At 51.3% G+C, this 23,734-nt stretch carries 17 protein-coding genes and 1 pseudogene; 4 read left to right on the forward strand and 14 right to left on the reverse strand.

All coding sequences use genetic code 11. The annotated features are described in order from the left end of the window. Positions 1–37 precede the first annotated feature (37 nt). Positions 38–1,015 carry an iron-hydroxamate ABC transporter substrate-binding protein gene (locus tag ET464_RS05390; protein WP_129438911.1) on the reverse strand — a complete coding sequence of 326 codons (978 nt, stop codon included), beginning with the start codon at positions 1,013–1,015 and terminating at the stop codon, positions 38–40. A 236-nt stretch (positions 1,016–1,251) separates the two neighbouring features. After that, the gene (locus tag ET464_RS05395; protein ID WP_129438913.1) at positions 1,252–1,446 is read right to left on the reverse strand and encodes a hypothetical protein; all 195 of its coding nucleotides are present in this window, start codon (positions 1,444–1,446) and stop codon (positions 1,252–1,254) included. Positions 1,447–1,678: 232 nt separating this feature from the next. Here ET464_RS05395 and ET464_RS05405 point away from each other — a divergent pair, with 232 nt between their 5' ends. Further along, positions 1,679–2,311 (forward strand): 2OG-Fe(II) oxygenase, encoded by a 633-nt coding sequence (locus ET464_RS05405; protein ID WP_129438917.1) that lies wholly within the window; start codon positions 1,679–1,681, stop codon positions 2,309–2,311. Between the two features lie 112 nt (positions 2,312–2,423). Here the strand turns inward: ET464_RS05405 and ET464_RS05410 are convergent, their stop codons facing one another. From ET464_RS05410 to ET464_RS05435, 7 genes and pseudogenes are all read right to left on the reverse strand, one after another. After that, a complete protein-coding gene (locus ET464_RS05410) occupies positions 2,424–3,239 on the reverse strand; it encodes a VOC family protein (protein ID WP_165279909.1) in 816 nt (271 codons plus the stop codon). A 263-nt stretch (positions 3,240–3,502) separates the two neighbouring features. Beyond that, positions 3,503–4,753 (reverse strand): YncE family protein, encoded by a 1,251-nt coding sequence (locus ET464_RS05415; protein ID WP_165279910.1) that lies wholly within the window; start codon positions 4,751–4,753, stop codon positions 3,503–3,505. 493 nt (positions 4,754–5,246) lie between these two features. Next, positions 5,247–5,666 carry an SRPBCC family protein gene (locus ET464_RS05420; RefSeq protein ID WP_129438923.1) on the reverse strand — a complete coding sequence of 140 codons (420 nt, stop codon included), beginning with the start codon at positions 5,664–5,666 and terminating at the stop codon, positions 5,247–5,249. Positions 5,667–5,992: 326 nt separating this feature from the next. Next, entirely contained in the window at positions 5,993–6,829 is an 837-nt protein-coding gene (locus ET464_RS05425; RefSeq protein WP_129438925.1) for an RMD1 family protein, read from the reverse strand. A gap of 424 nt (positions 6,830–7,253) precedes the next feature. Then, entirely contained in the window at positions 7,254–8,921 is a 1,668-nt protein-coding gene (locus ET464_RS05430; protein WP_244226743.1) for an S-layer homology domain-containing protein, read from the reverse strand. Positions 8,922–9,362: 441 nt separating this feature from the next. Beyond that, positions 9,363–9,797: pseudogene (locus tag ET464_RS20215) on the reverse strand (endo-1,4-beta-xylanase); the annotation flags it as partial. A gap of 17 nt (positions 9,798–9,814) precedes the next feature. Continuing rightward, the gene (locus tag ET464_RS05435) at positions 9,815–12,661 is read right to left on the reverse strand and encodes an endo-1,4-beta-xylanase (RefSeq protein WP_129438929.1); all 2,847 of its coding nucleotides are present in this window, start codon (positions 12,659–12,661) and stop codon (positions 9,815–9,817) included. A 469-nt stretch (positions 12,662–13,130) separates the two neighbouring features. Between ET464_RS05435 and ET464_RS05440 the strand changes: the two genes are divergently transcribed. Together ET464_RS05440 and ET464_RS05445 are read left to right on the forward strand one after the other, a co-directional pair. After that, a complete protein-coding gene (locus tag ET464_RS05440) occupies positions 13,131–14,483 on the forward strand; it encodes a DUF6923 family protein (RefSeq protein WP_165279911.1) in 1,353 nt (450 codons plus the stop codon). Between the two features lie 74 nt (positions 14,484–14,557). Continuing rightward, a complete protein-coding gene (locus ET464_RS05445) occupies positions 14,558–18,250 on the forward strand; it encodes a DUF7507 domain-containing protein (RefSeq protein WP_165279912.1) in 3,693 nt (1,230 codons plus the stop codon). 663 nt (positions 18,251–18,913) lie between these two features. Here the strand turns inward: ET464_RS05445 and ET464_RS19980 are convergent. The 4 genes from ET464_RS19980 to ET464_RS05465 all read right to left on the reverse strand — a co-directional run bounded on the left by ET464_RS19980 (position 18,914) and on the right by ET464_RS05465 (position 21,746). Further along, complete coding sequence (locus ET464_RS19980) at positions 18,914–19,195, reverse strand: hypothetical protein (protein ID WP_208543899.1); 282 nt, start codon at positions 19,193–19,195, stop codon at positions 18,914–18,916. Between the two features lie 239 nt (positions 19,196–19,434). Next, positions 19,435–20,289, reverse strand: a complete 855-nt coding sequence (locus ET464_RS05455; RefSeq protein WP_129438935.1) for a sulfurtransferase — start codon at positions 20,287–20,289, stop codon at positions 19,435–19,437. 255 nt (positions 20,290–20,544) lie between these two features. Then, positions 20,545–21,315, reverse strand: a complete 771-nt coding sequence (locus ET464_RS05460) for a TSUP family transporter (protein WP_129438937.1) — start codon at positions 21,313–21,315, stop codon at positions 20,545–20,547. Positions 21,316–21,347: 32 nt separating this feature from the next. Further along, positions 21,348–21,746, reverse strand: coding sequence for a GNAT family N-acetyltransferase (locus tag ET464_RS05465; RefSeq protein ID WP_129438939.1), 399 nt, complete (start codon positions 21,744–21,746; stop codon positions 21,348–21,350). Between the two features lie 301 nt (positions 21,747–22,047). Here ET464_RS05465 and gpmA point away from each other — a divergent pair, with 301 nt between their 5' ends. Next, the gene (gpmA, locus tag ET464_RS05470; RefSeq protein WP_129438941.1) at positions 22,048–22,806 is read left to right on the forward strand and encodes a 2,3-diphosphoglycerate-dependent phosphoglycerate mutase; all 759 of its coding nucleotides are present in this window, start codon (positions 22,048–22,050) and stop codon (positions 22,804–22,806) included. Between the two features lie 181 nt (positions 22,807–22,987). Here gpmA and ET464_RS05475 read toward each other — a convergent pair whose 3' ends face one another. After that, entirely contained in the window at positions 22,988–23,707 is a 720-nt protein-coding gene (locus ET464_RS05475) for a YebC/PmpR family DNA-binding transcriptional regulator (RefSeq protein WP_129438943.1), read from the reverse strand. Positions 23,708–23,734: the final 27 nt, after the last annotated feature.

The following is a 23,734-nucleotide window of genomic DNA, read 5'->3' on the forward strand; positions in this document are numbered from 1 at the left end:
TGCGTAAGCTCAGGCTTCTCGGCCTTTTTCACGAGTATTATTTCAGTAGAGCTTCTTTAAACAAGGTAAGCAGATGTTCAAGTGTAATCGGATCACTGTACGTGTAATCATCCGTTTCGATCTCAATGACATGATTGTTTTTGACTGCAGGAATTTTCTTCCACGTTTCCGATTGCATGAACGAGTTGTCGCCTTTGGAGCTTCTGCTCAGCACGATGTAATCGCCGGCATAATCGCTAAGCACTTCAGGAGACATCGTGTAGTAACCTGGACCAAGCGCGTCGGCTTTTACTTTTTCCGGCATGTTGAGCTTCATCGCCTGATAGAGCACTTCCGTACCGCGTGCCCATGCGTTTCCAAATACGTAAAATTCTTTGGAATCGGTCTCGAATACGGAAACCGTTGCATTCTCACCGATTTTCGCTTTCACTTCTTTGCCTGCTTCTTCCGCACGTTTGGTGAAGTCATCCGCCCATGCCTGCGCTTCCTGCTGCTTATTCAGCAGCTTGCCGATTTCAATCTGCTGGGTCAAATAATCCAATTTGCCCCAGGTGTAGGCAACGGTAGGCGCAATTTCTTTCAGTTTGTCGATATTTTTGCTGCTTGCGTCAGCGATAATCAAATCCGGGTCAAGCTCCACAATTTTCTCCATATTGTCGTCGGAAACGACCGGGATGTCTTTCACCTTATCTTTAAAAAGACTGCTTTTCGCTGCCCACTCGTCTATGCCTACAAGCGTTCCGTCCAGCGCAAGCACGTTAGGCGCATTGGTGAGCGCAACAATACGCTTCGGATTAGCCGGAACCTCAACCGGACCAAGTTCGGATTGATACGTTACTGTACCGTTATCGGAACCGGAATCGGTTGGTGCGGCCGATGGCTCGCTTGAACTCGCGTTTGCGCTTGGAGACGCTGGAGACGCAGCTTCATTGTTTTTCGAAGCGTTGTTGCCGCAGGCGCTGATTACAATCAGACACAACATCAGAATGACTGGCAAGAACATTTTTTTATGCATCTTTAAACCCCTTTTTTATTATGATATTGATTCTCAATTTCATATACAAAAATAATATATCGGGATGCCGCTTATTGTCAACGAGAAATACGTTTCCCCCCGCATAACCGCAAGCGGAGAAACGTGCATCATTCATTGTAAGCTGTCCTTTTACTAAAAGAAGGCACCCTGCCATTAAACTGGAGGATGCCTCGATTCCGAACCTTTACGATGCAGGCGCATAATGGATGGCAACATCATACGGCACGGAAGCTACGCTGATGGTCGTAAGGACCGTTCGTCAAGCCGTCGTACGTAAGCAGATTATTATCCGTTCCGCGATTCGTCACATAGATCCGGTCTGTTGCCCGGTTCGCTGCAACACCAACCGGTAAAGTGCCGACTGTCAGCGTATCCACCGCCGTATTGGTTTCTCCGTCCCTCGTTTTCATTCATAGTCTTTTGCCACAAATACGTTCATGCCTATCGGAAGCAGCTGCTTGAATGGAGGAACGGGTCGCGCTGGCCGCTTCTGGGTGAAATGGTAAAACGGCGAATACCCGGCACAATTCGGAACAATTGCATCCAACACGGCATAAAACGATTCGCCAAGAATAGGGTAAATCAACTGCTTCATGCATGTCCGTATGTGCTTTTATATGATTTGGAATGGAGGATGCAGCGATGGCTACGAGAGAACAAACGATCTTTCAAGCATCGGGCAACAAATTGATTACGCAGGACCGGGACGTGTATATGGCGGCCAAATGGGAAGAACCTCTCATTCTTATTCTGGACAATGTCCTGAGCGCGGAGGAATGCGATATTCTAATCGCCATGGCGAAGGACCGGATGCAGCGTGCTAGAATTGGCGTATCCCGTGTTGTCAGCGAGGTCCGGACGAGCAGCAGCATGTTTTTCGAAGAAGGCGAAAACGAGTGGATTAGACGGATTGAAGCAAGAGCCGCAGAACTTATGAGCATACCGCTGCAGCACGCAGAGCCGTTGCAGATTTTGCATTACCGGGCAGGGGAACAATATCAGCCTCATTTTGACTATTTCAGCAATGGCAGCGCCGACAATCGCATCAGCACTTTGATTATGTATTTGAATGATGTGGAAGAAGGCGGCGAAACGTATTTCCCTTCGCTGGGCCTCTCGGTTATGCCGCGTAAAGGCAGTGCCGTTTACTTTGAATACTTTTACAAGGACAGCCGGCTGAATGAGCTTACTTTGCATGCCGGCGTTCCGGTTGTAAGCGGAGAGAAGTGGGTCGCAACCCAATGGATGAGGAGACAGGTCCAGCGGCATTCGTAATCATGCGAACAAGCCGGACACTCCTTGAAAGGTTAATCGCGGGTCCGGCTTGTTTATCCTTCTCCCTGCTCCCCGATTCGGATCGCATCCAATAAAAGCCTGCCTACCAAGACTACATGCTGCTAATGTTCAGACGATTGCCGTCCGGATCATACAGATGGAAGCTAACCATTCCCCTTGTGACATATCCGCCGATATCCGACGTTTCAACCCCGCTGTCCAATAAAAAGGTTTGATAGTTGAAAAAATCGCTGCGCTCGGCTACCCAGCATACCGGCTGAACTTGGCCGTCTGCTTTACCGGTGTAAGCATTCTCCGGAAGCTGCTCCAGCACCCATAACGATTTGTCGCCTGGCCGGCGATTTAGCCCAAGGCTCATAAGAGCATAGCCGTCCTTGCTCCAATCATTTTCCAGGTCCATACCGAGCCAGTTGCGGTACCATTGGACGGACTTGCCCAGGTCGCTGACGCCTATCCGGAGCCATGACGGAGCGAACCCTTCCTGAATCCGTTTATCTTCCTGGGCGGTGAACCGGATGCCTTCTCCTGTCGCCCAGAAGTCAAAATAGTCCGTCTCTCCAGGTCCCCTGTACAACTCCGTTACCCGGACGCCGTCCGATTGGCAGCGGTTGTGAAACTGCTGAAGATCAGCCACTCTCCAGCATAAACGGATGTTGGATTCGACCGTTCCGCGCTCGGCATAATGATGGGGCAATCGTTCATTGGATAAGCTTGAGATAAGCCAGGTTCCCGCATTCATCCGAGTCATTTTGCCATGTGTACACCTCGGATCAGGCTTCCAGCTTTCCTTCTGCTGAACCTCCCATCCCATATACGTCTCATACCAGCGGATAGCTTCTTCGTGATTATCCCAAAGCACATCTACCATTTGTCCATCAAAATATAATTTCGGCACATTCATGTTCATAGAAAGCAGCTCCCTTAGCATCATATTTTTGTTTAGGACAAGGATTTTTTGCCGCATTATATACTTTCTTCGTTATTACCATATGTCCCTTTAATAGGGCAATATTGGTTCAATTCTGTTTCGGTTCCTCACCCGGAGAAGGCTGCCTGTCCTCCTTGTCGTACATAAGATTGGCACAACGGGCTTTGGCGCGAACCGCAATCGAAACGACATAACATTGTGTCATCTATAAAAAAAAGCCCTGCAAGAGGGCTTAGCAATCCTTATGGGTTGACCGCTACATCAAAAGGAAAGGCTGAAACCGGGATCGTAGCCACCACTGTGTTGGTTAAGCCATCAATGACTGACACGGTGTTGCTTCCCGAGTTAGCGACATATATCAGATTTTTCTTCACATTCACATCGAGGCCGAACGGAGCAGTCCCTACAGGAATCGTTGCGATGACCGATTGGCTGGAACCCCGGATGACTGATACGGTATCGCTGCCTCTGTTCGTCACATAGATCAAATTGGTCAATGGATTGACGGCAACCCCAAACGTGCCCGTGCCAAGACCTGTTGTGATCGTCGTTATGACAGTGTCGGTCGCGCCGTCAATGACGCTTACGCTGCTTCCGCTGCCATTGTCAAAGTTCGGAACATATATCAGATTCGTTGCCGGATTCACCGCTACGAAGCCGGGATCTGCTCCGACAGGTATAGTGGTGATGACTGCATTCGTAACGCCGTTAATGACCGAGATATTGTTGTTTGACGGCCCGTTCGCTACATAGACCCTGTTCGTAATGGGGTTGGCATCTACTCCACCCGGAGCAATCCCTACCGTAATGTTTTGCAGGAGTGTATTGGTCGTGCCGTCGACAACCGAGGTGCTGCTAGATGCAACGTTCGTTACATAGGCAAGGTTGGTGGACGGATTGTAAGCAACCAGATTTGGAAGGTCGCCGACGGGTGTAGTTGTAATAACTGAAAAAGTCTCGCCGTCGATAACCGAAATATTGCTGCCGAACCGGTTGACGACATAAATATGATTCAATTCCGGATTAACATCAACGCCGCGCGGCGCGACACCGACAGGTATGGTTGCAATAACCGTATTGGTCACGCCGTCAATAACGTTGGTCACATCTGCAAACTGAGCTGTGACGTAAATCAAATCAATTTCGGGCTCTACGGGTCCTGTTGGACCGGTTGGACCTTGCGGACCGGTTGGACCTTGCGGGCCGGTTACGCCTTGCGGACCGGTTACGCCTTGCGGACCGGTTACGCCTTGCGGGCCGGCTGGACCGATTAAACCCGTATCGCCTGTCTCGCCGCGCGGACCAATCGGTCCGGTTGCGCCTGCTGCTCCTGCCGGGCCGGCTGTTCCTGCGACGCCTTGCGCACCAGCAGGCCCGGCTGGACCCGCGGGGCCTGGTCTGCCTTCCGGCCCTTCAGGACCACGCGGTCCCCTCGGTCCGCGGCAGATCACGATGCATTTTTTCAGATGGCAGCTTTTTTTCCGGCGGCACAATTTTTTCCTTCTGCAGCATTTTTTCCGTTTTTTCTCTTGCTTTTTTTTACGCGGCGGCTTGCATACAACAATTTTACCGCAGACCGGAACTGGCTTTAGAAGCAGGACAGTACCCGTGGAAGGCTTGTGTCGGGGGTTCTGCTTGATGCCGGAAGCGCATTTTCTTTTCCGGCCAGCTATTTTTTTCTTTCGTAATCGATAGGCTCCCATACGCTCAAACCTCCTTATTCGCTTACTGTATAATAAGAAATACTAGTTGTTTTGGAGTGAGCATTTGGTGCCTGTCATATCGCCCTTTTTTCGGCTTTCCGCTGCGGCATTTCCCGGCATCTATATAAGAGGCTCTTGTACGGGATAGACACTTCGCAAGCGTTTGATAAGAGCGCATCCGCGCAGGTCTGCTTCCGTTGGAAATAAAAAAAGAGCCCTGTCAAAGGGACTCTTTAGATGCCGCTTATAGCTATGCACGGCCTTGCAGCCTGATCTTCTCCTTTTAGGAAAAGAGCTGATGAAGCTCGCCGCACCATTTGCTCCAGCCATACTTAGCGCCTTCAAGGCCATGCACATTCGCAAATCCGGTTTGTTCGAGATGAAGGTTCACTTTCCCGTCTCCTAAATCCTGCAGCGTCCAGTTGACCGTATGTTTTTCCCCGCCGCTTGCCCAAGTGTAAGACAGCCGGTTCGGTTCCTCTACCAGAAGCACTTCGCCTTCAATGATGCCATCCCAATATTCGGACGGCTGCGTACGGAATTGAAACCGATGCCCCACTACAGGTTCGAAATTATTGCTCATCGCTTCACCGGTATGGATGTTAGCCACCCATTTTGCAAGCTTGCCTGAATCCGTTAAAGCGGACCACAGCTTCTCGATTGATGTTGTGTATTGAAAATCCAAAGATAATGCTAAACTCATCTTTTCTCCTCCTCTAATAAGCAATTTCATAAAAAACGTCATGCTGCTGTTTGTTTTCGTTCACAACATCTTCATCTAATGAGTTGTTGCCACTTACATTAGACACCATTTGGTGGCGATTTGATTATATGACACCGTTTAGTGTCGTGTCAACCTGTTTTAAGAAGCTGGCCTTACCAAATAGGCGTATCGAAAAAGGGGAGGTGACAGCCTGCCAAACGGCAGCCTGTCACCTCCCCTTTCCCCGCATCTATCGCGGATTGCATTCCTGTTATGAAGCGCAGCCTATGCAGGCGGACTCTTCAAATTATCGTTTAATGGCAGCGTCAATCAATAATTCCGGTCACTTGCAGAACGGTAATCGCAAGCTCGCTCACAATTAGGATGACGATAATCCATTCCACAAACAAACCGCGAATCGAGTGGCTTATCGTTGAGAAGCCGTCCATGATCCGGTACAACATCTCCGTCTTGCTTTTCATAATGGCATAACGGTCATTCATTTCGAAAAACTCCAGCATCCGGTCGTAAAACTCGGCCGCACTGCTGCTCGTCCAAGTAATGTCCGGCTTATCCAGAATCATAACATAGGAAATCATATTATATTCATGCCGCATAATTGTAGCCGTTGTACGTGCCAGCTCCTTTTTGCCGAGCCGCAAATTCGTTTTATCCAGGCGATCAATCATATTTTCCAGCTTATCGTGAATTTTGCCGAGCTGCTCCTCGATTTTCTCGAGCGCTGCAGACTTCGCCAGCACCGTTGCTATCAATTCCTCATGGAAAGGCTCGATTTCGTTAACGACAACGTACTCGTCAGTCAGGTCCGTTACGCCTTGCGCATCGGTGCGAAGGCTGTAATCATCTGTATATCGGTCCGCTTCAGCTTCATTGATGTCCGGCTCGAACGTGCGCAAATAGCGGACAAAAGGCAAAAAACCTTCCTTGGACGGGTCATTGACGAAGACGACGCTGCCAAATGAGAAGACAAGCACCTGCTGGGATTCGTCCACCTTGTTCCGCAAAATTTTGTGCAGCGCTTCGCCTTTAAGAATGAGCGGTTCCTCCCAAGTAAACTTCTTCGGGATCCCGCAGTCAACGGCGATTTTGTTAAGATCAATTTCATTGGTGACAGCGTAAGCTTTGAACGTAACGTCTTTCATTTTGCTCACTCTCTTTTGCTTAGTATGGTTTGGTTAAGTATAACGTTCGTTCGGCAATCATTCATTCCTGCAAGCTATTTGTACATTGTATATGAAACCCAATGAAAATTACACCTTTTTATGTAAAAACAGCCCATACGGCTCACAAGGCTTGTCTTGCTTTCAGCCCTATGCGGCTCCCGTCCTGTTCCAAATGACAAGCCGCTCCATCCCTTCCCCCTTCATCAAGCCCCTTCGCCTCATTTCAACAAATGCGCTCCTGGCTTCTCACGGGGAAGCCTTCGCTTGCTCCGGACAGCAAAACACCTCCAAAGTTGTCTGCTGCGTCATACGGAGCAACAGCGATTTGGAGGTGTTCTGATTGTTTCCCCTAGCGGATCGTCTAATCCCAGCTAGTCTTCGCTTTGTATGATGGCAAAATGGATTACAGGGATTGCATTAGCAATTGATACAAAATAACAGCTGCCTGAGCGCGTGTTGCAGTTCCCTTAGGCTCAAAATTGCCGTTGCCGATGCCATTGATGATTCCCGCTTGCTGCATCGCATTCACCGCTTCGGATGCGTAACCGGCAATGTCCTGCCCATCACGGAAGCCGGCTGCCGGGTTTGCTTCGTTCAGCGTAATGCCTGCTTTCTGAATCGCCCGGTATGCCATGGCGGCCATTTCCTGGCGGGTAATCTTGTTGTTGATGCCAAACGATCCGTCAGTCAACCCGGACACAATGCCAAGCTGCTGGGCCGAAGCGATCGAGTTGTAGTACCATGCACCTGGATTAACATCCGAGAAGCTGCTTGTTGCTTCCGCTTGGTTCAGGTCTAGCGTAAGCATTAGCATTTGGATGAATTCGGCTCTTGTAATCGTTTGGTTTGGCGCAAATGAATCTTTCGACACGCCGTTTACAATGCCGCGGGCAGCCAGTCCTTCGATACTGTCGCTTGCCCATGCGACTGCTTTTACATCGTTGAAGCTTACCGGATTGGCGATTGCAGCGTATTTGCTGAAATGCTTCGCGTTGAACTCCGCCATGCCGGTATTCTGGTTATATCGCCCATTTTTGACAACCTCAAGCTTGCCATCCTCCGACAAATAATAGATCACGATTTGGTTCGGGTTCTCGCCAGCCTTCAGTGTGTACGGAATGGCAACTTTCACCGGCTGGCCTTGGCTGAAGCTTGTCATCTTCCGGCCGCCGACTGTCAGGCTGAAGTCCAGTACCGTATTGGAGCCTATAATGCCGCGTACTGCATCAGACAGCGTATTGTTGTCTGCTTGTGCAACATGCAATTCAACATTGCCAATGGTTGCGGCATCCTTGAGTAACGATACAGGCAGCTGCACGGACGCCAGCCCAAAGGAAATTTCAATGTGCTGTATGCCCGCCTCCACGGCTGCTTTCACCTGATCAGCCGGTATGGAGATGGTAATCTGCTTCGCATCGCCGGCACCTTGAACTTTCAGCTTCAGGATTCCATCTTTCGCTCCTGGCAGAGCCTTCTTCAAATCTTCGAACGAAGCTTTGGCATTCCCGTTTGCATCCACATCTGCTTTCACTTCGCCAGGCTGACCGGCCGGTGAGGATGGCAAAGGATCCGTATGGCTGCTTTCACGATTCGTAGTTGCTTGAGCAGCTGCGGATTGTTCAGATTCACCGCTGTCATTAACAGCCGTCACCTTGTAATAGTAGGTAGTCGAAGCTGACAGGCCGCTGTTCTGATACTGGGTGCCAGTAATCAGCTGCGCATTGATTTTGCTGTAATCCCCGTTGGCAGAAGCTGCGCGATAAACGTTATATCCCGTTGCATGTTCCGAAGCAGTCCAGCTGAGGCCGATTGCGCTGCTGCTTTTCGCTTGCGCAGAGACACTTGCCGGTGCAGCAGGCGCTGCCGGCGTTTCTGCTTGCTTCGGCCAATTCACCAGTACCTCATCAGGCGCGCCACCGGTACCGATCTTCTCGATTTTGATCCAGTTGATGGAGAAAGCGTTGCCGCCGCCTCCGCCGCGGATGCCGATGTTGCCAATCAGGCCGTTCGCGGATTGTGAACCGTCCAATTGGATTTCCGTCGTTAAGGTGTAGCTTCCGGCATTCACCATGCCGCTGTTAAAGTATGCCGGAATGGCGGCGGCAACTTGGCTTGCCGAATACGGGTGATCGTTGACCACCGCTCCGTCGGCATCGGTGTAACCGCCGTTGGAATCATCTTTGAGCCAGCGCACGCGAATCGAAGTTGTGCCTGTTGCCGTGTAATTAAAGCTGAGACGGTATGTCGCATCCTTCTCCGGCGTGAAGGCTACTTTGCCGTCAGCGCCTGCGGTAGACCAAGGCCACTCGTTTGCGTTATTGCCCAGGATGATATTCGCGCCGGTCCAAGCGTCTCCTTTGCCCGCATCATAAACGTAGACACCGTCAACAGGCACTTGTTCCGGTCCGGTCTCCGGCTCAATGTACTCATGCGTTGCAAGGAATGCATCTGGATCCAGCACCGCCACAAGCGATTGTTTCGCCAGTCCGTCCGAGTTGAACAGCAGCGCAAATTCTCCGGCACGCCAGCCGGTGACCGCATCTCTTACCCCGCAAATGCTTACGCGATCGATAACTTTCGGGTTATCCGTCGTATTGGCCGGGCCGGTGGCGTACTTTTTGTAAATCTGGAACAACTCGGCGAATTTCACAGCCTGATTGTTCTCATTCTCTGGTGTAAGAACCCCGATCGGCGGGCTGCCGATATCCATCTCCGTAATGTGGATGCTCACGCCCGGAAGCGTTGCAAACAGCTTGATGGAATTCTCGACATCCTCGGCATTCGTGGTCAGATTATAGTGCGATTGCATCCCGATGACTTCAATCAAAGGTTTGCCGTTTGGACGGGTGCCTGCATACTTTTCGTTAATAGCTTTGACCATAGCATAGACGGTTTGGGCTTTGGCAGGCGAATCAAGCCCAAAGTCATTGTAGATCAGCTTGACATCCCAATTATGGCTGTCGACTACTCTGGCCGCTTCCTTAAACGCTTCCTCAACCCACTCCGAGCCAAGCGCCGTGTACCAGCCTTCCCTTTAGCCAGCGAAGCTTCCCAGTCGTTCGGGTTTGCGGTGCCAATCGCTTCATTAACAACATCTATGCCCGCAAGGCGTCCGCCGTAATGCTCCAGTACATTATCAATATGGGACTTCAGATTGTTCAGGGCCGTTTCTTTGTCGTAATTGCCCGGCTGATCGTATCTCGCCGGCGGCGCGTCCCACATCCACGTTGGCGTTTGCGAATGCCATGCCAGCGTATGCCCGTAGAAAATCATGTCCGGATTTTTGCCGGCAAGGTTGTTAAACGCATTGTCAGCACCGTCGAACGTAAAGACGCCTTTGACATTTTGCGTGCTTTCGGGCTTCATCTCATTGCCTGGCGTATAAGCTGCGAAATTGTAGAGCAAGGCATTGTTTTCACCCGATCCAAATATCCCCATTGTAAAATAATCCTTGTAGATGTCTTTCAGCGCGGGATATTTATCATAGGTTTGGCCTGCAGGCGGAATTACAACGGAAGGCTCTTCCGGTTCAACGACAGGCTCGTCAATGCCTTCCGGCCAATTGACCAGCAGCTGGTCGGGTGCGCCGCCGGTACCGATCTTCTCGATTTTGATCCAGTTGATTACAAAGCTGCTTCCTCCGGCACCTCCGCGGACCGCAATGTTCCCGATCAAGCCGTCAGCCGGCTGAGAACCGTCCATCGTTATTTCAGTTGTTAAAGTATAAGTGCCGGCGTTCACCATGCCGCTGTTAAAATAAGCCGGGATTGCGGCAGCGACTTGACTTGCCGAATACGGATGATTATTGACTTCAGCATTATCTGCTGCGGTGTAGCTGCCGTTGGATTCATTTTTAAGCCAGCGAACACGTATGGCGCTTGTCCCCATAGAAGTGTAATTGACCGCGACACGGTATGCAGCGTTTTTCTCAGGGATAAAGGCCACTTTGCCGTCTGCGCCGGCCGTTGACCAAGGCCAAGCGTTAGCGTTATTGCCCAGTATAATATTGGCGCCGCTCCAGTCGTCTCCCTTGGTGGTGGAGTAAATATGAACACCTTCCGTTCCGGCTTTCGGAACGCCGTCCGGCCAATTGACCAGCAGTTGATCTGGCATGCCGCCGGTGCCGATTTTCTCCACTTTGATCCAATTGATCGAGAAGCTGTTGCCGCCGGCTCCACCGCGGATAGCGATATTCCCAATCAAGCCGTCAGCCGGCTGGGAACCATCCAGCGTAATTTCATTAACCAGCGTATAGCTGTTGCCGGTTGACATGCCGCTGTTGAAATAAGCGGGGAATGCGGTGGCAACTTGATCCGCCGAATACGGGTGATTATTGACTTCAGCATTATCAGCTGCAGTGTAACTGCCGTTTGATTCGTCTTTAAGCCAACGAATACGGATCGAATTCGTTCCAAGCGAAGTCAAATTAACGGAAATACGATACTTGGCGTTCTTCTCGGGGGTAAAAGCCGCTTTGCCGTCTGCCCCGCCCGTCGACCATGGCCACGCAGCAGCATTATTGCCCAGTATAATATTCGCACCGGACCAGCTATCCCCTTTGCTAGTATCATAGACGTAAACGCCGTCGATATGCTTCGTTTGTCCCTGATCCGGATCATCAGTAATCGGATTATTCGCAAGGTAGGCATCGGGGTCCAACACTGCTACCAATGCCTCTTTGGCCGTTATATTTGATCCGTCAGGCGCGTTGAACAGAAGCGGCAACCCGTCTTTTTTCCAGCTGTCGCCGTCATTCGTGCCCCAGAAGGTCACGCGTTCAATCACCTTCGGGTTATCGGTCGTATTCGCCGGACCCGCTGCGTATTTTTTGTAGATTTGGAAAAACTGCGCGTATTTTTGCGCTTGCGCCACAGCTTGTTCCGAAGTAAGAGTGCCCAAATTAGGCCATTCCATATCGAGTTCGGTGATGCTGATGTTTACATCCGGCAGCGTCGAAAATAATTGAATTGAAGCTTCTACATTTTCGGGTTTCGTGTTGCTGTTGTAGTGCTCCTGCATGCCGATGCCTTCAATCAGCGGTTTGCCGTTCGGACGCAAACCGGCGTTGCGCTCGTTAATGTCTTTAACCATTGCGTATACTGTTTGAGCTTTTGCCGGATCGTCGAGACCAAAATCATTATAATACAGCTTGCAGTCCCAGCCGTTTTCATCAATGATTTTAGCCGCTTCCTGGAAAGCCAGCTCCACCCAATCCGGCCCGAGTGCCAGCGCCCAGCCTTCACCCTTATCCAATGAAGCTTGCCAGTCATTCGGGTTCGCTCTGCCTACAGCTTCGTTGACTACGTCAATGCTGTACAGCTCCCCGCCGTATTTGCGGAGAACGGTGTCGATATGCGTCTTGAGATTGTCAAGAGCGGTATCGCGATCGAATGCAGGCGCATCCCACATCCAGCCAGGCGTTTGCGAGTGCCAAGCGAGCGTATGCCCGATCAGATGAATATCGCTGGACAAAGAGGTTACGTTGCTGAATAAGTTGTCCAGATTATCAAACGTAAACTGGCCTTTGACATTTTGCACGCTCTGGGGTTTCATCTCGTTCTCAGGCGTGTAGGCATTGAAATTGTAACGGATCAAGTCCGATCTGGAGCCGGTCAATGGCCCAACCGTACCGACCATAAAATATCCGTCGTATACATCCTTCAGCGCCGGATATTGATCATAATTCAGCCCAGAAGGCGGAATCTGCTCCTCATCGCCCGAACCGTTCTCAGCTGCCGCCGCGAAAGTAGCAAATGAGGAAAACATCGCAGCGATAAGGATAAGAGAAATGTACCGCTTCCAATTTCGCATGTTAAGGTATAGCCTCCTTTATTTCATTTTTTTCAAAGTATCAGGAAAGCACTATGATAATTACGGATTAGATGCCGCCCCTTTAGCATTGGTCATAAACAAATGTATACCGGATTCCTCCCTGTTCATTTATAGTCTTCATCCTGCAGGAGCTATAGAATAGCCGTTCGGATGAATGCGCTTTCATATTACCATTGTACTTGTTCAGCTGGAAGCATTCTTCCAATATATCACTGAATGATTCTCAATTATTGCGATTTTTACAGTTACGCATAAACAGAAAAAAGCTGCAGCATCGTGCTTATTGGCATTTTGCCGCAGCCAAAAAAGGGCGGAGACACGCCTTTTTACCGCCAAACGCGAACCCCGAATTTCGCAGGCACATATACTGACGTGACACACGTCTGCCCAAATTTGCATTAAAAATGGGCTGCGTCCATCCATGAACGTTTTAAAGGAGGAATTCCTTTTGCCTGCGACATTAACAGGGATCGTGTTTAACGATTTGAATCATAACGGGCAATATGATGCCGGAGAACCCGGGATTGCCGGCGTCAATCTTGTGCTGTTCAGCAATGCGGGCGGCACTTGCATGACGGTTCAATCCGACATTAACGGCAATTACAGTTTTACGATTACGGCTGCCGGTACCTATACCGTGTATGAACCGGTTGCGGATCCCGGCGCTTCTTGCCCGCCTGTTACATTCACGCAGCCAGCCGGCTTTACGATGTCCAACGGTCCTCGCAAGCTGACGCAAATCGTAACAGCCGCCCAAGTTACGAACAATGTTACGATTACCGGCCATAATTTCAGCCATGATACGATCTTGAATCCGCTGAATTGTACAACGACGATGATCCAGTTTGCCGGGCGGCCTTCTGTCTGGTTCAACATTGACATTGTGACGGGAGAAGAGACGGTTCAAGGGACTGTCTCCCCTCCTCTTGATATTAATGCGATTGGCTTTAATCCACTCGACAGCTATATTTATGGCTACGACCAATTGAATAACCATCTTGTGCGCGTGGACAGTGACGGCAATGTAATGGTATTATTTCCGCTGCCGCCCGGCATGCCGTCAGATGCGTACAACACAGGCACTTTCGACCAGAACGGTTTCCTTTATGTGTTTGTCAACAACGAAACGACCTTCTATGTCATTGACCTCCGTCCAAATTCAGCCACCTTTCTCAAACTTGTCAACCCGGCGACCGGCTTCCTGGAAACAACGAGCGGCATCACGATGAACCGCGTTTTAAATGTGAGCGATTGGGTCTATCGGGCGGCAGACAATAATCTGTACGCGATCACGCCGACCGGAACGGTCGAACGTATTGCTCCTGCAACCGGACATATCGACAACATCGCTACGACTCCGCTAAACACAGGTCCTTTCGGCGCGCTTGCTATTGATTCGACCGGAACAATCTATGCAATCTCCAACAGTGACGGAACGATCTACCGCTATACGATTTCGGGCAACACGGCGACCGCTGTCCGCTTCTCCTCGACGGTGACAACTTCTTTCAACGATGCGACCATGTGCGTGCATGCAGCAGTCCAGTTGGATTTCGGAGATGCCCCCGACCTCGGATCGGGCAATGGGCCAGGCAACTATTCCACGCTGCTCGCAAATAACGGGCCGAGGCATGGTCTTGTAAATCCTCTTTTTCTCGGAACCCAGGTGACTGCGGAAACCGATGCGCTGCAGAACGCGAGTGCAACGGGCGACGATATTCCATTAGGTATCCAAGACGACGGGCTAACGCTCCCCTGCCCCCGCTTTCTACGTCCGCAGCCAGCTACGAGCTTGACGTAACGGTCACCAATCAGGCTGGAGCGCCTGCCAATCTGTACGGCTGGATTGACTTCAACCAGAACGGGATCTTTGAAGTGAACGAAGCAGCACCCGTAGCAATGGTGCCTTCTCAGCCAGGGACCCAGGTTGTCTCCCTGCTGTTTACCGTGCCAGCCGGCGCTATACTTGCCGCCGGTACAACCTTTGTCAGACTCCGGTTGACAACCGATCTTCTGGACCAGCAGAATGCCGCCAATGGCGAGGAAGATCCTCGCAGCATCGGACCGGCCTCTGACGGCGAGGTTGAAGACTATTCTCTGACCATATCCGAAGCTGCTGTTCTGATAATCGACAAAGAGGTTGCCCCCTCTTCTGCGGAACCTGGCGAACAAGTTACCTATACCTTCACCGTAGAGAACCCGAATGCAATTGACCTTACAAACGTACAGATTGAAGACTCCTTGCTGGGACTGATCGACAGCATCTCCGTCTTGCCCGCAGGCGCTACCATTACGCTGAGCGCAACCTATACAATACCGCCCGGTACCCCTGCAGGCAGCACCATTATCAATACGGTAGTTGCAGAATCCGACCAGACTCCGCCTGCCAACAGTTCAGCTCACGTTACCGTTTTGCCCTTATTCACACTGGCAGTAAGCAAATTGGCAGACCGGGCAACCGCGCTTCCCGGCGAAACAGTTACTTATACACTGACAGTTACGAACACTTCTAACGACACCATTACGAATGTGGCCGTAACAGACGCAATGCTCGGATTCTCGACCACGATCGGCGCCATGACTCCTAACGAGACGCAGTTCTTCACCGTCAATTACACGATTCCGCTTGGAACCCCTGCAGGCACAGTTCTCACCAATGTGACCACCGCCGTATCCGATGAGACAGGACCTGTGTCCGACTTTGCTACAGTTGTTGTCAGCCCCGCTCCCAGCGATACGATTGTGAAAACCGTCTCGTCAGCGGAAGCAGCGCCGGGGGATACCGTCACCTATACGATTACAGTTACGAATGCCGGGAATGAGGCCATAACGAATGTCCATATTACCGATCCCGCATTAGGCGTCGATGTGACGCTTGACCAGCTCGATCCCGGCGACTCGGTTTCATTGAGCGTACCCTTCACGATTCCGCTGACCGCAGTTGAAGGCGAACAGATTGTGAATGTCGCCACCGTTACTACGAATGAAACCGATCCCGAACAAGATATCGCAATCGTCACTGTTACAGGCGTACCTGCCCTCCTCATCCTGAAGTCGGTCTCCCCTTCCCAGGCGAAGCCAGGCGCTGCTGTCACCTATACGTTCATCGTTACGAATACGGGCAATACCGAACTTAGCAATGTCCGGCTGGAAGATCCGTTGCTTGGCATTCGAAGGCGGATTGGCACGCTGGCTGCCGGTGAATCGAGAACGATTGATGTTCCGTTCACGCTTCCGCTTGATGCCACAGATGATCTAGTCAACACCGTTACCGCAGCCGGCGATTTCGACGAGCAGACGGTGACGGATGATAGCCAGGCAACTCTTCAGGTGCTGCTGCCCGGGCTGGAGCTGTCCAAGACTGTCAACAAGGCGGCGGCAAATCCCGGCGAAACCGTTTTCTTCACTTTCACATTGACGAATACGGGCGAAGCTTCCTTAACGAATCTCGTTTTGTCTGATCCGCTTTTGTCTTATTTTCAATTTATCGCCGAGCTGCTCCCGGGTTCTTCAATTACCGAGACGCTTCCTTTCACCGTGCCTGCGGGTTCCCTTGCCGGAACCGTGTTTACGAATCTGATTACCGTCACGTCAACAGAGCTTGGGCCGCAGACTGCAGAAGCTGGCGTTACCGTTAACGACGTTCCGGCAATTACGCTATCCAAGTCAGCCGACCGCAATCATGCATTGCCGGGTGAGACGGTTTCTTATACGATTACGGTTACGAATACGGGCAATCTGGATTTGACGAATGTGACCATTCGCGATGCGCTGCTGGGGTTAGATACGGTACTTCCTGTTCTGGCCGTGGGAGCGTCAACCAGCCTTGTTGTCAATTTCGTCATTCCTTTGGATGCGGTTATTGGATCGGTCATCAGGAATCTGAGCATTGCATTCTCCGATCAGACGGATACGGCCGAAGCTGTCGCCAAGGTCGTCGTGGATGTCGCTGCACCATTGCTTTCCATTGCTAAATTTGCGAACACAGCTTCCGCCGCATCTGGCGAAACCGTCATATATACCATTATCGTGACGAACCAGGGTACCACCGGCTTGACCAATGTCATTGTATCGGACGACACACTTGGTTTTGCACAACTGATCGGTACGCTCTTACCGCTGGAAAGCCGTACGTTCAACATTCCATTCATCATACCTGAGAATACGCCAAACGGATCAATCATCATCAATACGGCCATCGCGGATTCGGATCAGACCGATCCCGTCGCAGGTTCTGCTCAAGTTTCCGTGGAAGCCCATCCGGAGCTTCTGCTAGTCAAATCAATTAGTCCCGTCACAGCAGCGCCAGGCGAGACGGTTACCGCTGTGATCGTCGCAACCAATGCCGGAAATGTTACTTTGACGAATATTATCATTGCTGATGAAACTCTTCATTTCCGCACGGTTATTCCGGTATTGCCGGTTGGCGAATCCATTACGATCGCACTGCCGATTGTTGTTCCTTTCGTCGAAGCATTCACAGTCATTACCAACACAGCCACTGCTTCCTCATCCGAGCTGGGCGAGACATCCGCCGCAGCCTCGTACACTGTACTTCCTGCATTCGTGATTGATCTCGTCAAAAGTGTCGATAGACAAGAAGCATCGCCGGGGGAGACCGTCACTTTCACATTTGTTCTACGCAATTTGTCCAATACGCCTATTACGAACCTGCATCTGGCAGACGCTCTTCTCGGGCTTGATCAGCAAGTGGATATTTTGCCGATCGGGTTCGTCATCGTCATTAGCCGCTCCTTCCAAATTCCGCTTGACGCTCGGGGAGGCACTGCCATTATGAATACAGCCATCCTGACCTCTGCGGAGACACAGCCTGTTACCGCTTCAGCGCAAGTTGCAATTCGCCAGGTTCCCCGTCTTGAACTGGAGAAAACAGTAACTCCGGCTATTGCATACCCGGGACAGCGCGTATTCTTCCGAGTATCAGGGACGAATACAGGCAACGTTCCGTTATTCAACATTCGTTATGCCGACCATCTTCTCGGACCAACGGGAACGGTCTCCGTTCAGGATGTCGGCCAGCAGATCGAGCTTACCCTCCCGCTGGATATCCCGGAAAACGCGGTTCCGGGAAGCGAGATTGTCAACACATTACTTGTCAACTCCGAACAGACCGGAACTTTATCGGCAGCTGCCGCCGTGAAGATTATCCCGCTGCCGCTTGCCGTTAACAAGCGGTCGAACGTAAGCCTTCTGTTCGTCGAGGATACGGCACGTTTTACAATAACTGCCGCAAACATCAGCAATACGATATTAAACGATGTCATCATTACAGACCCGCTGCCGGAAGGAACTACATTCGTGCCGCATAGCGTCATCGTCGGCGGCCGCTCCGTTCCTTCAGCCGATCCTGCCAGCGGGATAGCAGTCGGCAGCCTGGCTCCCGGCCAAAGCACGGCCGTTTCTTTCATCATCAAACAGACCGCTCCCGCTCCCGACAACGTGCTCCGCAACCGGGCGCTCGTCTCGTTCCTGGTACCAGGACAGCCGAACCGTTATACCGCTCCATCCAATCTGCTCGAAATTCCGGTCGAAGATCACGAGGAATAATGCCTGTCCCATGACCGGCGATTCGCAGGTAGGCAGGTGATTAGCCGCAGCCCGCGCAATACCCGCCATACAAGCAGCAACAGCCGCAGGAAGCCGTTATGACGACTTCTGCGGCTGTTGCTGCTTGTATGGCGGTAGCATATTGAAGTGCTGTGCCCTTCAATGTTGCCTCTCCCATTCACCATCCTACTCAGGTGTGACTGTCCGACTCTTTAACCGTGTTGACATTTTGGGTGATTACGATTTTAAAAAAACTTCAGGCAGGGACGGAAAGATTCAATCCCGGGACTGTCATGGAAATGACCCTTATCCTCCAAGAGGCTAGACTACCCCCATACCCACCACGGTTCGCTGGCGGGTATTTTTGTTGAGAATATTAATTGCCGCGATAAAGGTGTGACTCAAATGGGATATACGATATCGCTCAAATCTGTATAAATGGGCGTGTTATAAACGATACTGCCGGACAGTATCCAGAAGGAATCACTTTGTCTATGTCGCTTCGATGAGCGTTATAGCGCCTACTATGGGCCGACAAATCGCCAATATCTTTTAACAAGGGGAGAACCTTTCGTGTATTCCTACTTAAGTTCCACGACTTTTCATCAAGGGTAATCCTGACTAAATCCCTTAAATAATAAAAATCGCTAGTTGCTTGATTTTTTATTTTATCATCAATCTTATGATATTCGAGAATGCTTCTATGATTAAAGTCTCAATCACTCTGCGAATCATTACTGCACAAGCATCATACCACCCCTGCTCATATGTACCATTGATCTGGTTAACAACTTTTTCAATATAACCTCTCGTATGTTTGACAAGAGATTGCGAGAAAACAAGTTGATTATGCGAATGAGACCCTTCATCGGGTGGGAGCTGGTTTGGAATATCTTGATGTATCTTCTTAGTCAAACTTAAAGCAAATCTAGCGGTTTCATTCATCGGCTATCCCACTTTGTTGATAGATATGTTTTGGGGCAACGGAGCAAGTTTTGTCAAGTTGTCACCCAGATACCGATGCGAACCGCCCCCGCCTCATCGTGGCTGGCTCCGGGGTTCCTGCAACTGCTTTCAGTGAGTTCTTGTTTGCAAGTTGTTGACAGCCAAAAAGGGCTGCGACAGGTCACCAAACAGCAACCTGCCACAGCCCCCAAACCCGCGCGTCCGACGCGGCCTCTCGGCTATTCCTCTTCCCCCGTCGCCACCGCATTCCCCTCATACGAAATCCAATCACTCCAGCTGCCTGCGTACAGCTTCACGTTCGTGAATCCGGCGCTTTGCAGCGCAAAAAAGTTTGGCGTCGCTGTCACGCCCGAGCCGCAGTAGACGATGATTTCATCATCGGCAGCGAGGCCGGCGAAACGTTCCAGCTGCGAGCGGGCCGGCTTCAGCATGCCGTCTTCATCGAAGCCTTCCTTCCAAAAGCGGTTGATGGCGCTTGGCACATGGCCGGCCTTCGGATCGATTGGTTCGATCTCTCCGCGGTAGCGCGGCGCTTCGCGGGAGTCGATGATGGTTACATCGCTCCGGCCGATGCGCTCGCGGACATATGCCGCATCGACGGCAAGTCCCTCTTGTACATGCGGCGTGAACTGCACAGCTGCCGGGCTCGGCACTGCCGCCGACGATTCGCCGCCGCTCGCCTGCCAGGCGGCAAATCCGCCTGCGGCGATCAGCCGCTCGCCATCATGACCAAGCCATTGCAGCAGCCACATGAGCCGCGCCGCATAGGCGCCGCCTTGATCATCATAGGCAATCACAGTGGTGCCGTTGCCAATGCCTAACGAGCCAAGCCTAACGGCAAGCTTTGACGGATCGGGCAGCGGATGGCGCCCGCCTGCACCGTCAGGGCGTTTTGGCCCGGACAAATCACGTTCCAGATGCACGTATACTGCTCCCGGAATATGTCCTGCCGCATACACGGCTTCCCCTGCAGCCGGATCGTTCAGCAGAAAACGGCAATCCGCCAGCACATAAGATTGCTGCCCACCGGACAGCCTTTCCTTCAGCTCATTTACCGAAATAAACTTCACCATTTGCCTCATCCTCCTATGTATACGGTACTGAATCGACTACATTCCTATTACGGTCACTCGTTTAGACTGCATGCCCGCTACAGGGAGCTGAGGGGGAGTGACATACTAGTTTAGTTACGCCCTATCGCGGTACTTGTACCATGTATCCGATACCCGGTTACACTCCATTCCTCTCTTGCTACTCTTCACGACTAATCATATAAAACCCGCTTTACCACAAGCGGCCCAGCCGCTGCAATCCAATCCCCACTACAGCTACTTCCCCGTAATAAGCGTCCACAGCTGCCTGCCGATCAGAACCACCGTCACCGCTACAAAAAGCAGCTTCACGTAACGCGCGCCTTGCCGGATCGCGAGGCGTGATCCAACAAGCGAGCCCAGCACCATCGATACGCCCATTAGCAGCCCGACGCGGAAATCTACCCAGCCGAGCGACAGAAACACGATCAGGCTTGCAATATTGCTCGTAAAATTCAGCAGCTTCGCATTGCCTGCCGCCTGCACGAAATCCAGCCCCAGCAGCAAAAATACAAAAATAAGAAACGAGCCCGTGCCCGGGCCAAAAAATCCGTCGTAACCGCCAAGCAGCAGCGCTGCCGCCATCATGCCCAGCTTTCCGGCGGAAGACAGCTCGCGCGCCGCGCCGCCTTTCATCCCCCAATTGCGCTTCAGCAGCGTGTAAATCGTAACGCCAACCAGCATTACGACGATTGCGGGACGCAGCCAATCGGACGGGATCAGCTGCAGCAGCAGCGCTCCCCCGGACGCACCGATGGCAGTAAACGGCACCAGCTTGCCCGTGCTGCGCAGATTGATTTTGCCGGAATGTAAAAAAGTAAGCGTGCTCGTAATCGACGACATCGACGCCGACAGCTTGTTCGTGCCAAGCGCCAAATGCGGCGGCAGCCCCGCCGCCAGCAGCACCGGCACCGAGATCAGCCCGCCGCCGCCAACCGTTGAATCAATAAAGGCGGCCAGAAACCCGCCTGCTATAATCAGTACAATAATTCCCCATGTCAACTCCATAGCTGCTTTTCCTTAAACCCCTCTCTTGCTCGTTACCTGGCTCTCTTAATGACAAAGCCGTTTTCAATTTTACTAAAACCAACCTTCGGATAATAGTCCATCGCAGTAGGCGCGGACAGCAATATTAACGCCACTTCTTCCCCGATAACTTCTTTTACCCGGTTGATCAGCGCCTTGCCGATACCGCTCTTCTGGTACTCCGCGCTAACTGCAAGATCGGATAAATAGCAGCAATAATGAAAATCGGTAATCGCCCGTGCGATGCCGACAAGCTTGTCCCCAAGCCATGCGGAAATCGTCAGATCGGCATGATCCAGCATTTTTTGAATGCGTTCGGGCTGGTCTACGGGACGTTTGATCCCGCTGCTTTTGAACAATTCTACAACATCGCTTGCCTGCAAAGGTTCATTGGTTTTATAGACGAGCTGCATCTGTGTTCCTCCTAACAACGAAATGTTTTACACCGCCAAAAGCTCATTTTTTCCTGCTCTATCACTAGTTGAAGTATAACACAGATAAGTCGGCCGAAAAGCTGTCCCTTTTTACCGTTTTCCCTGCTTGGACGAAGCAGCCTCATTGATTAGGCGGTTGTCAGTTCCAAGTTTATTGCATCCGGCAGGTTCATGGCACTTGTACTCATAAATACGCAAATTTGTTTCAAACCAGGCAAATGTAATAAAATGGGGTAACGGGCGAAAGCGGCCCAAAAGCCGGAAGTCGGAGGTGCGTTCGATGAAAAAAATCGTTTTGATCCGCCACGGGCAAAGCGTATGGAATGTGGAAAACCGGTTTACAGGCTGGACGGACGTGGACTTGTCCGAAGGCGGACTGAATGAAGCCCGGCAAGCCGGGGAGATTTTAAAGAAAAACGGTTATGTGTTCGACGTCGCCTATACGTCGGTGCTGAAACGGGCGATCCGGACGTTGTGGATCGTTCTTCATGAAATGGACTTGTTATGGATTCCCGAGCATAAATCGTGGATGCTGAACGAGCGGCATTACGGGGCGCTTCAGGGGCTGAACAAGGATGAGACGGCAGCCAAATACGGCGAGCAGCAGGTCCATTTATGGCGCAGATCCGTGGAAGTCCGCCCTCCGGCGCTGGACAAGACGGACGAGCGGTACGAAGCGTCCGATCCGCGTTACCGCAGCCTGCAGGAAGGCGAATTTCCGCTTACGGAAAATTTGGAGGATACGGAACGCCGAGTGCTCCGCTATTGGGATTCCGACATCGCCCCAGCTATAAAAGCCGGCGGACGCGTCATCATTGCAGCTCATGGTAATACACTCCGTGCGCTTGTCAAACATTTGGACCATATTCCGGCGGACGGAATCGCCGATCTGAATATACCAACGGCTATACCGCTCGTCTATGAGCTGGACGATGAGTTAAAGCCAATTCGCCATTACTACCTCGGGCTGGAAGGCGAACTGCCTCCGGGAACGGTACCGCGGCACATCACGCCGCCGGAGCAGCAAAGCCGGCAGTAAACCGTACCATTGCATAGAAGACCAATTAGCAGGCTGAACCAATAAAAACAGCTGTTCCGGGCATCGGTTACATGCCTGAAACAGCTGTTTTTACATCTTTTGGCAAGCAAGAGAGAATAACTCCTCGCCAGACAGACTCACGATCCATCGAACAGTCGATATGCTATCCTGCCTTGTTCTATTACTCCGGCAGCTCGACGTTATGGTAAACCTGTTGAACGTCTTCTAAATCTTCCAGCGCGTCAATCATTTTCTCGAATTGCGCCGCTGCGTCTTCCGGCAGCTCGACGTAGTTTTGTGCGATCATCGACAGTTCGGCCACTGTAAATTCGGTTACGCCAATGTTCTTGAACGCTTCCTGTACCGCATGGAATTGATCCGGTTCTGCGTATACGATGACGATGTCGTCTTCTTCGACAACATCGCGCACGTCCACATCGGATTCCAGCATCACTTCCATCACTTCATCCGCCGACTTGCCTTCTACGCCAAAGACAGCCGCTGCGTCAAACATATAGGCCACCGAACCGCTGACACCCATGCTGCCGCCGTTTTTGTTAAACGCCGAACGAACCGATGCCGCCGTGCGGTTTACATTATTCGTAAGCGTATCAACGATCACCATCGAGCCGTTCGGGCCAAAGCCTTCGTAACGCAGCTCAACGTAGTTTTCGTCGCCGCTGCCTTTTGCTTTATCAATCGCGCGGTCGATAATCGCTTTTGGCACGTTATACGTTTTTGCCCGTTCCAATACAACCTTCAAAGCGCGGTTCGATTCCGGATCCGGTTCGCCTTTTTTAGCTGCTACATAAATTTCAAGGCCGAATTTTGCGTAAATACGGCTTGTGTTCTTATCTTTTGACGCTTTTTTTTCTTTAATATTATTCCATTTGCGACCCATGCTCTTCCCGCTTTCTTTTAGTTTTTG

It is taken from the genome of Paenibacillus protaetiae (assembly GCF_004135365.1).
Lineage (GTDB): Bacteria > Bacillota > Bacilli > Paenibacillales > Paenibacillaceae > Paenibacillus_AP > Paenibacillus_AP protaetiae.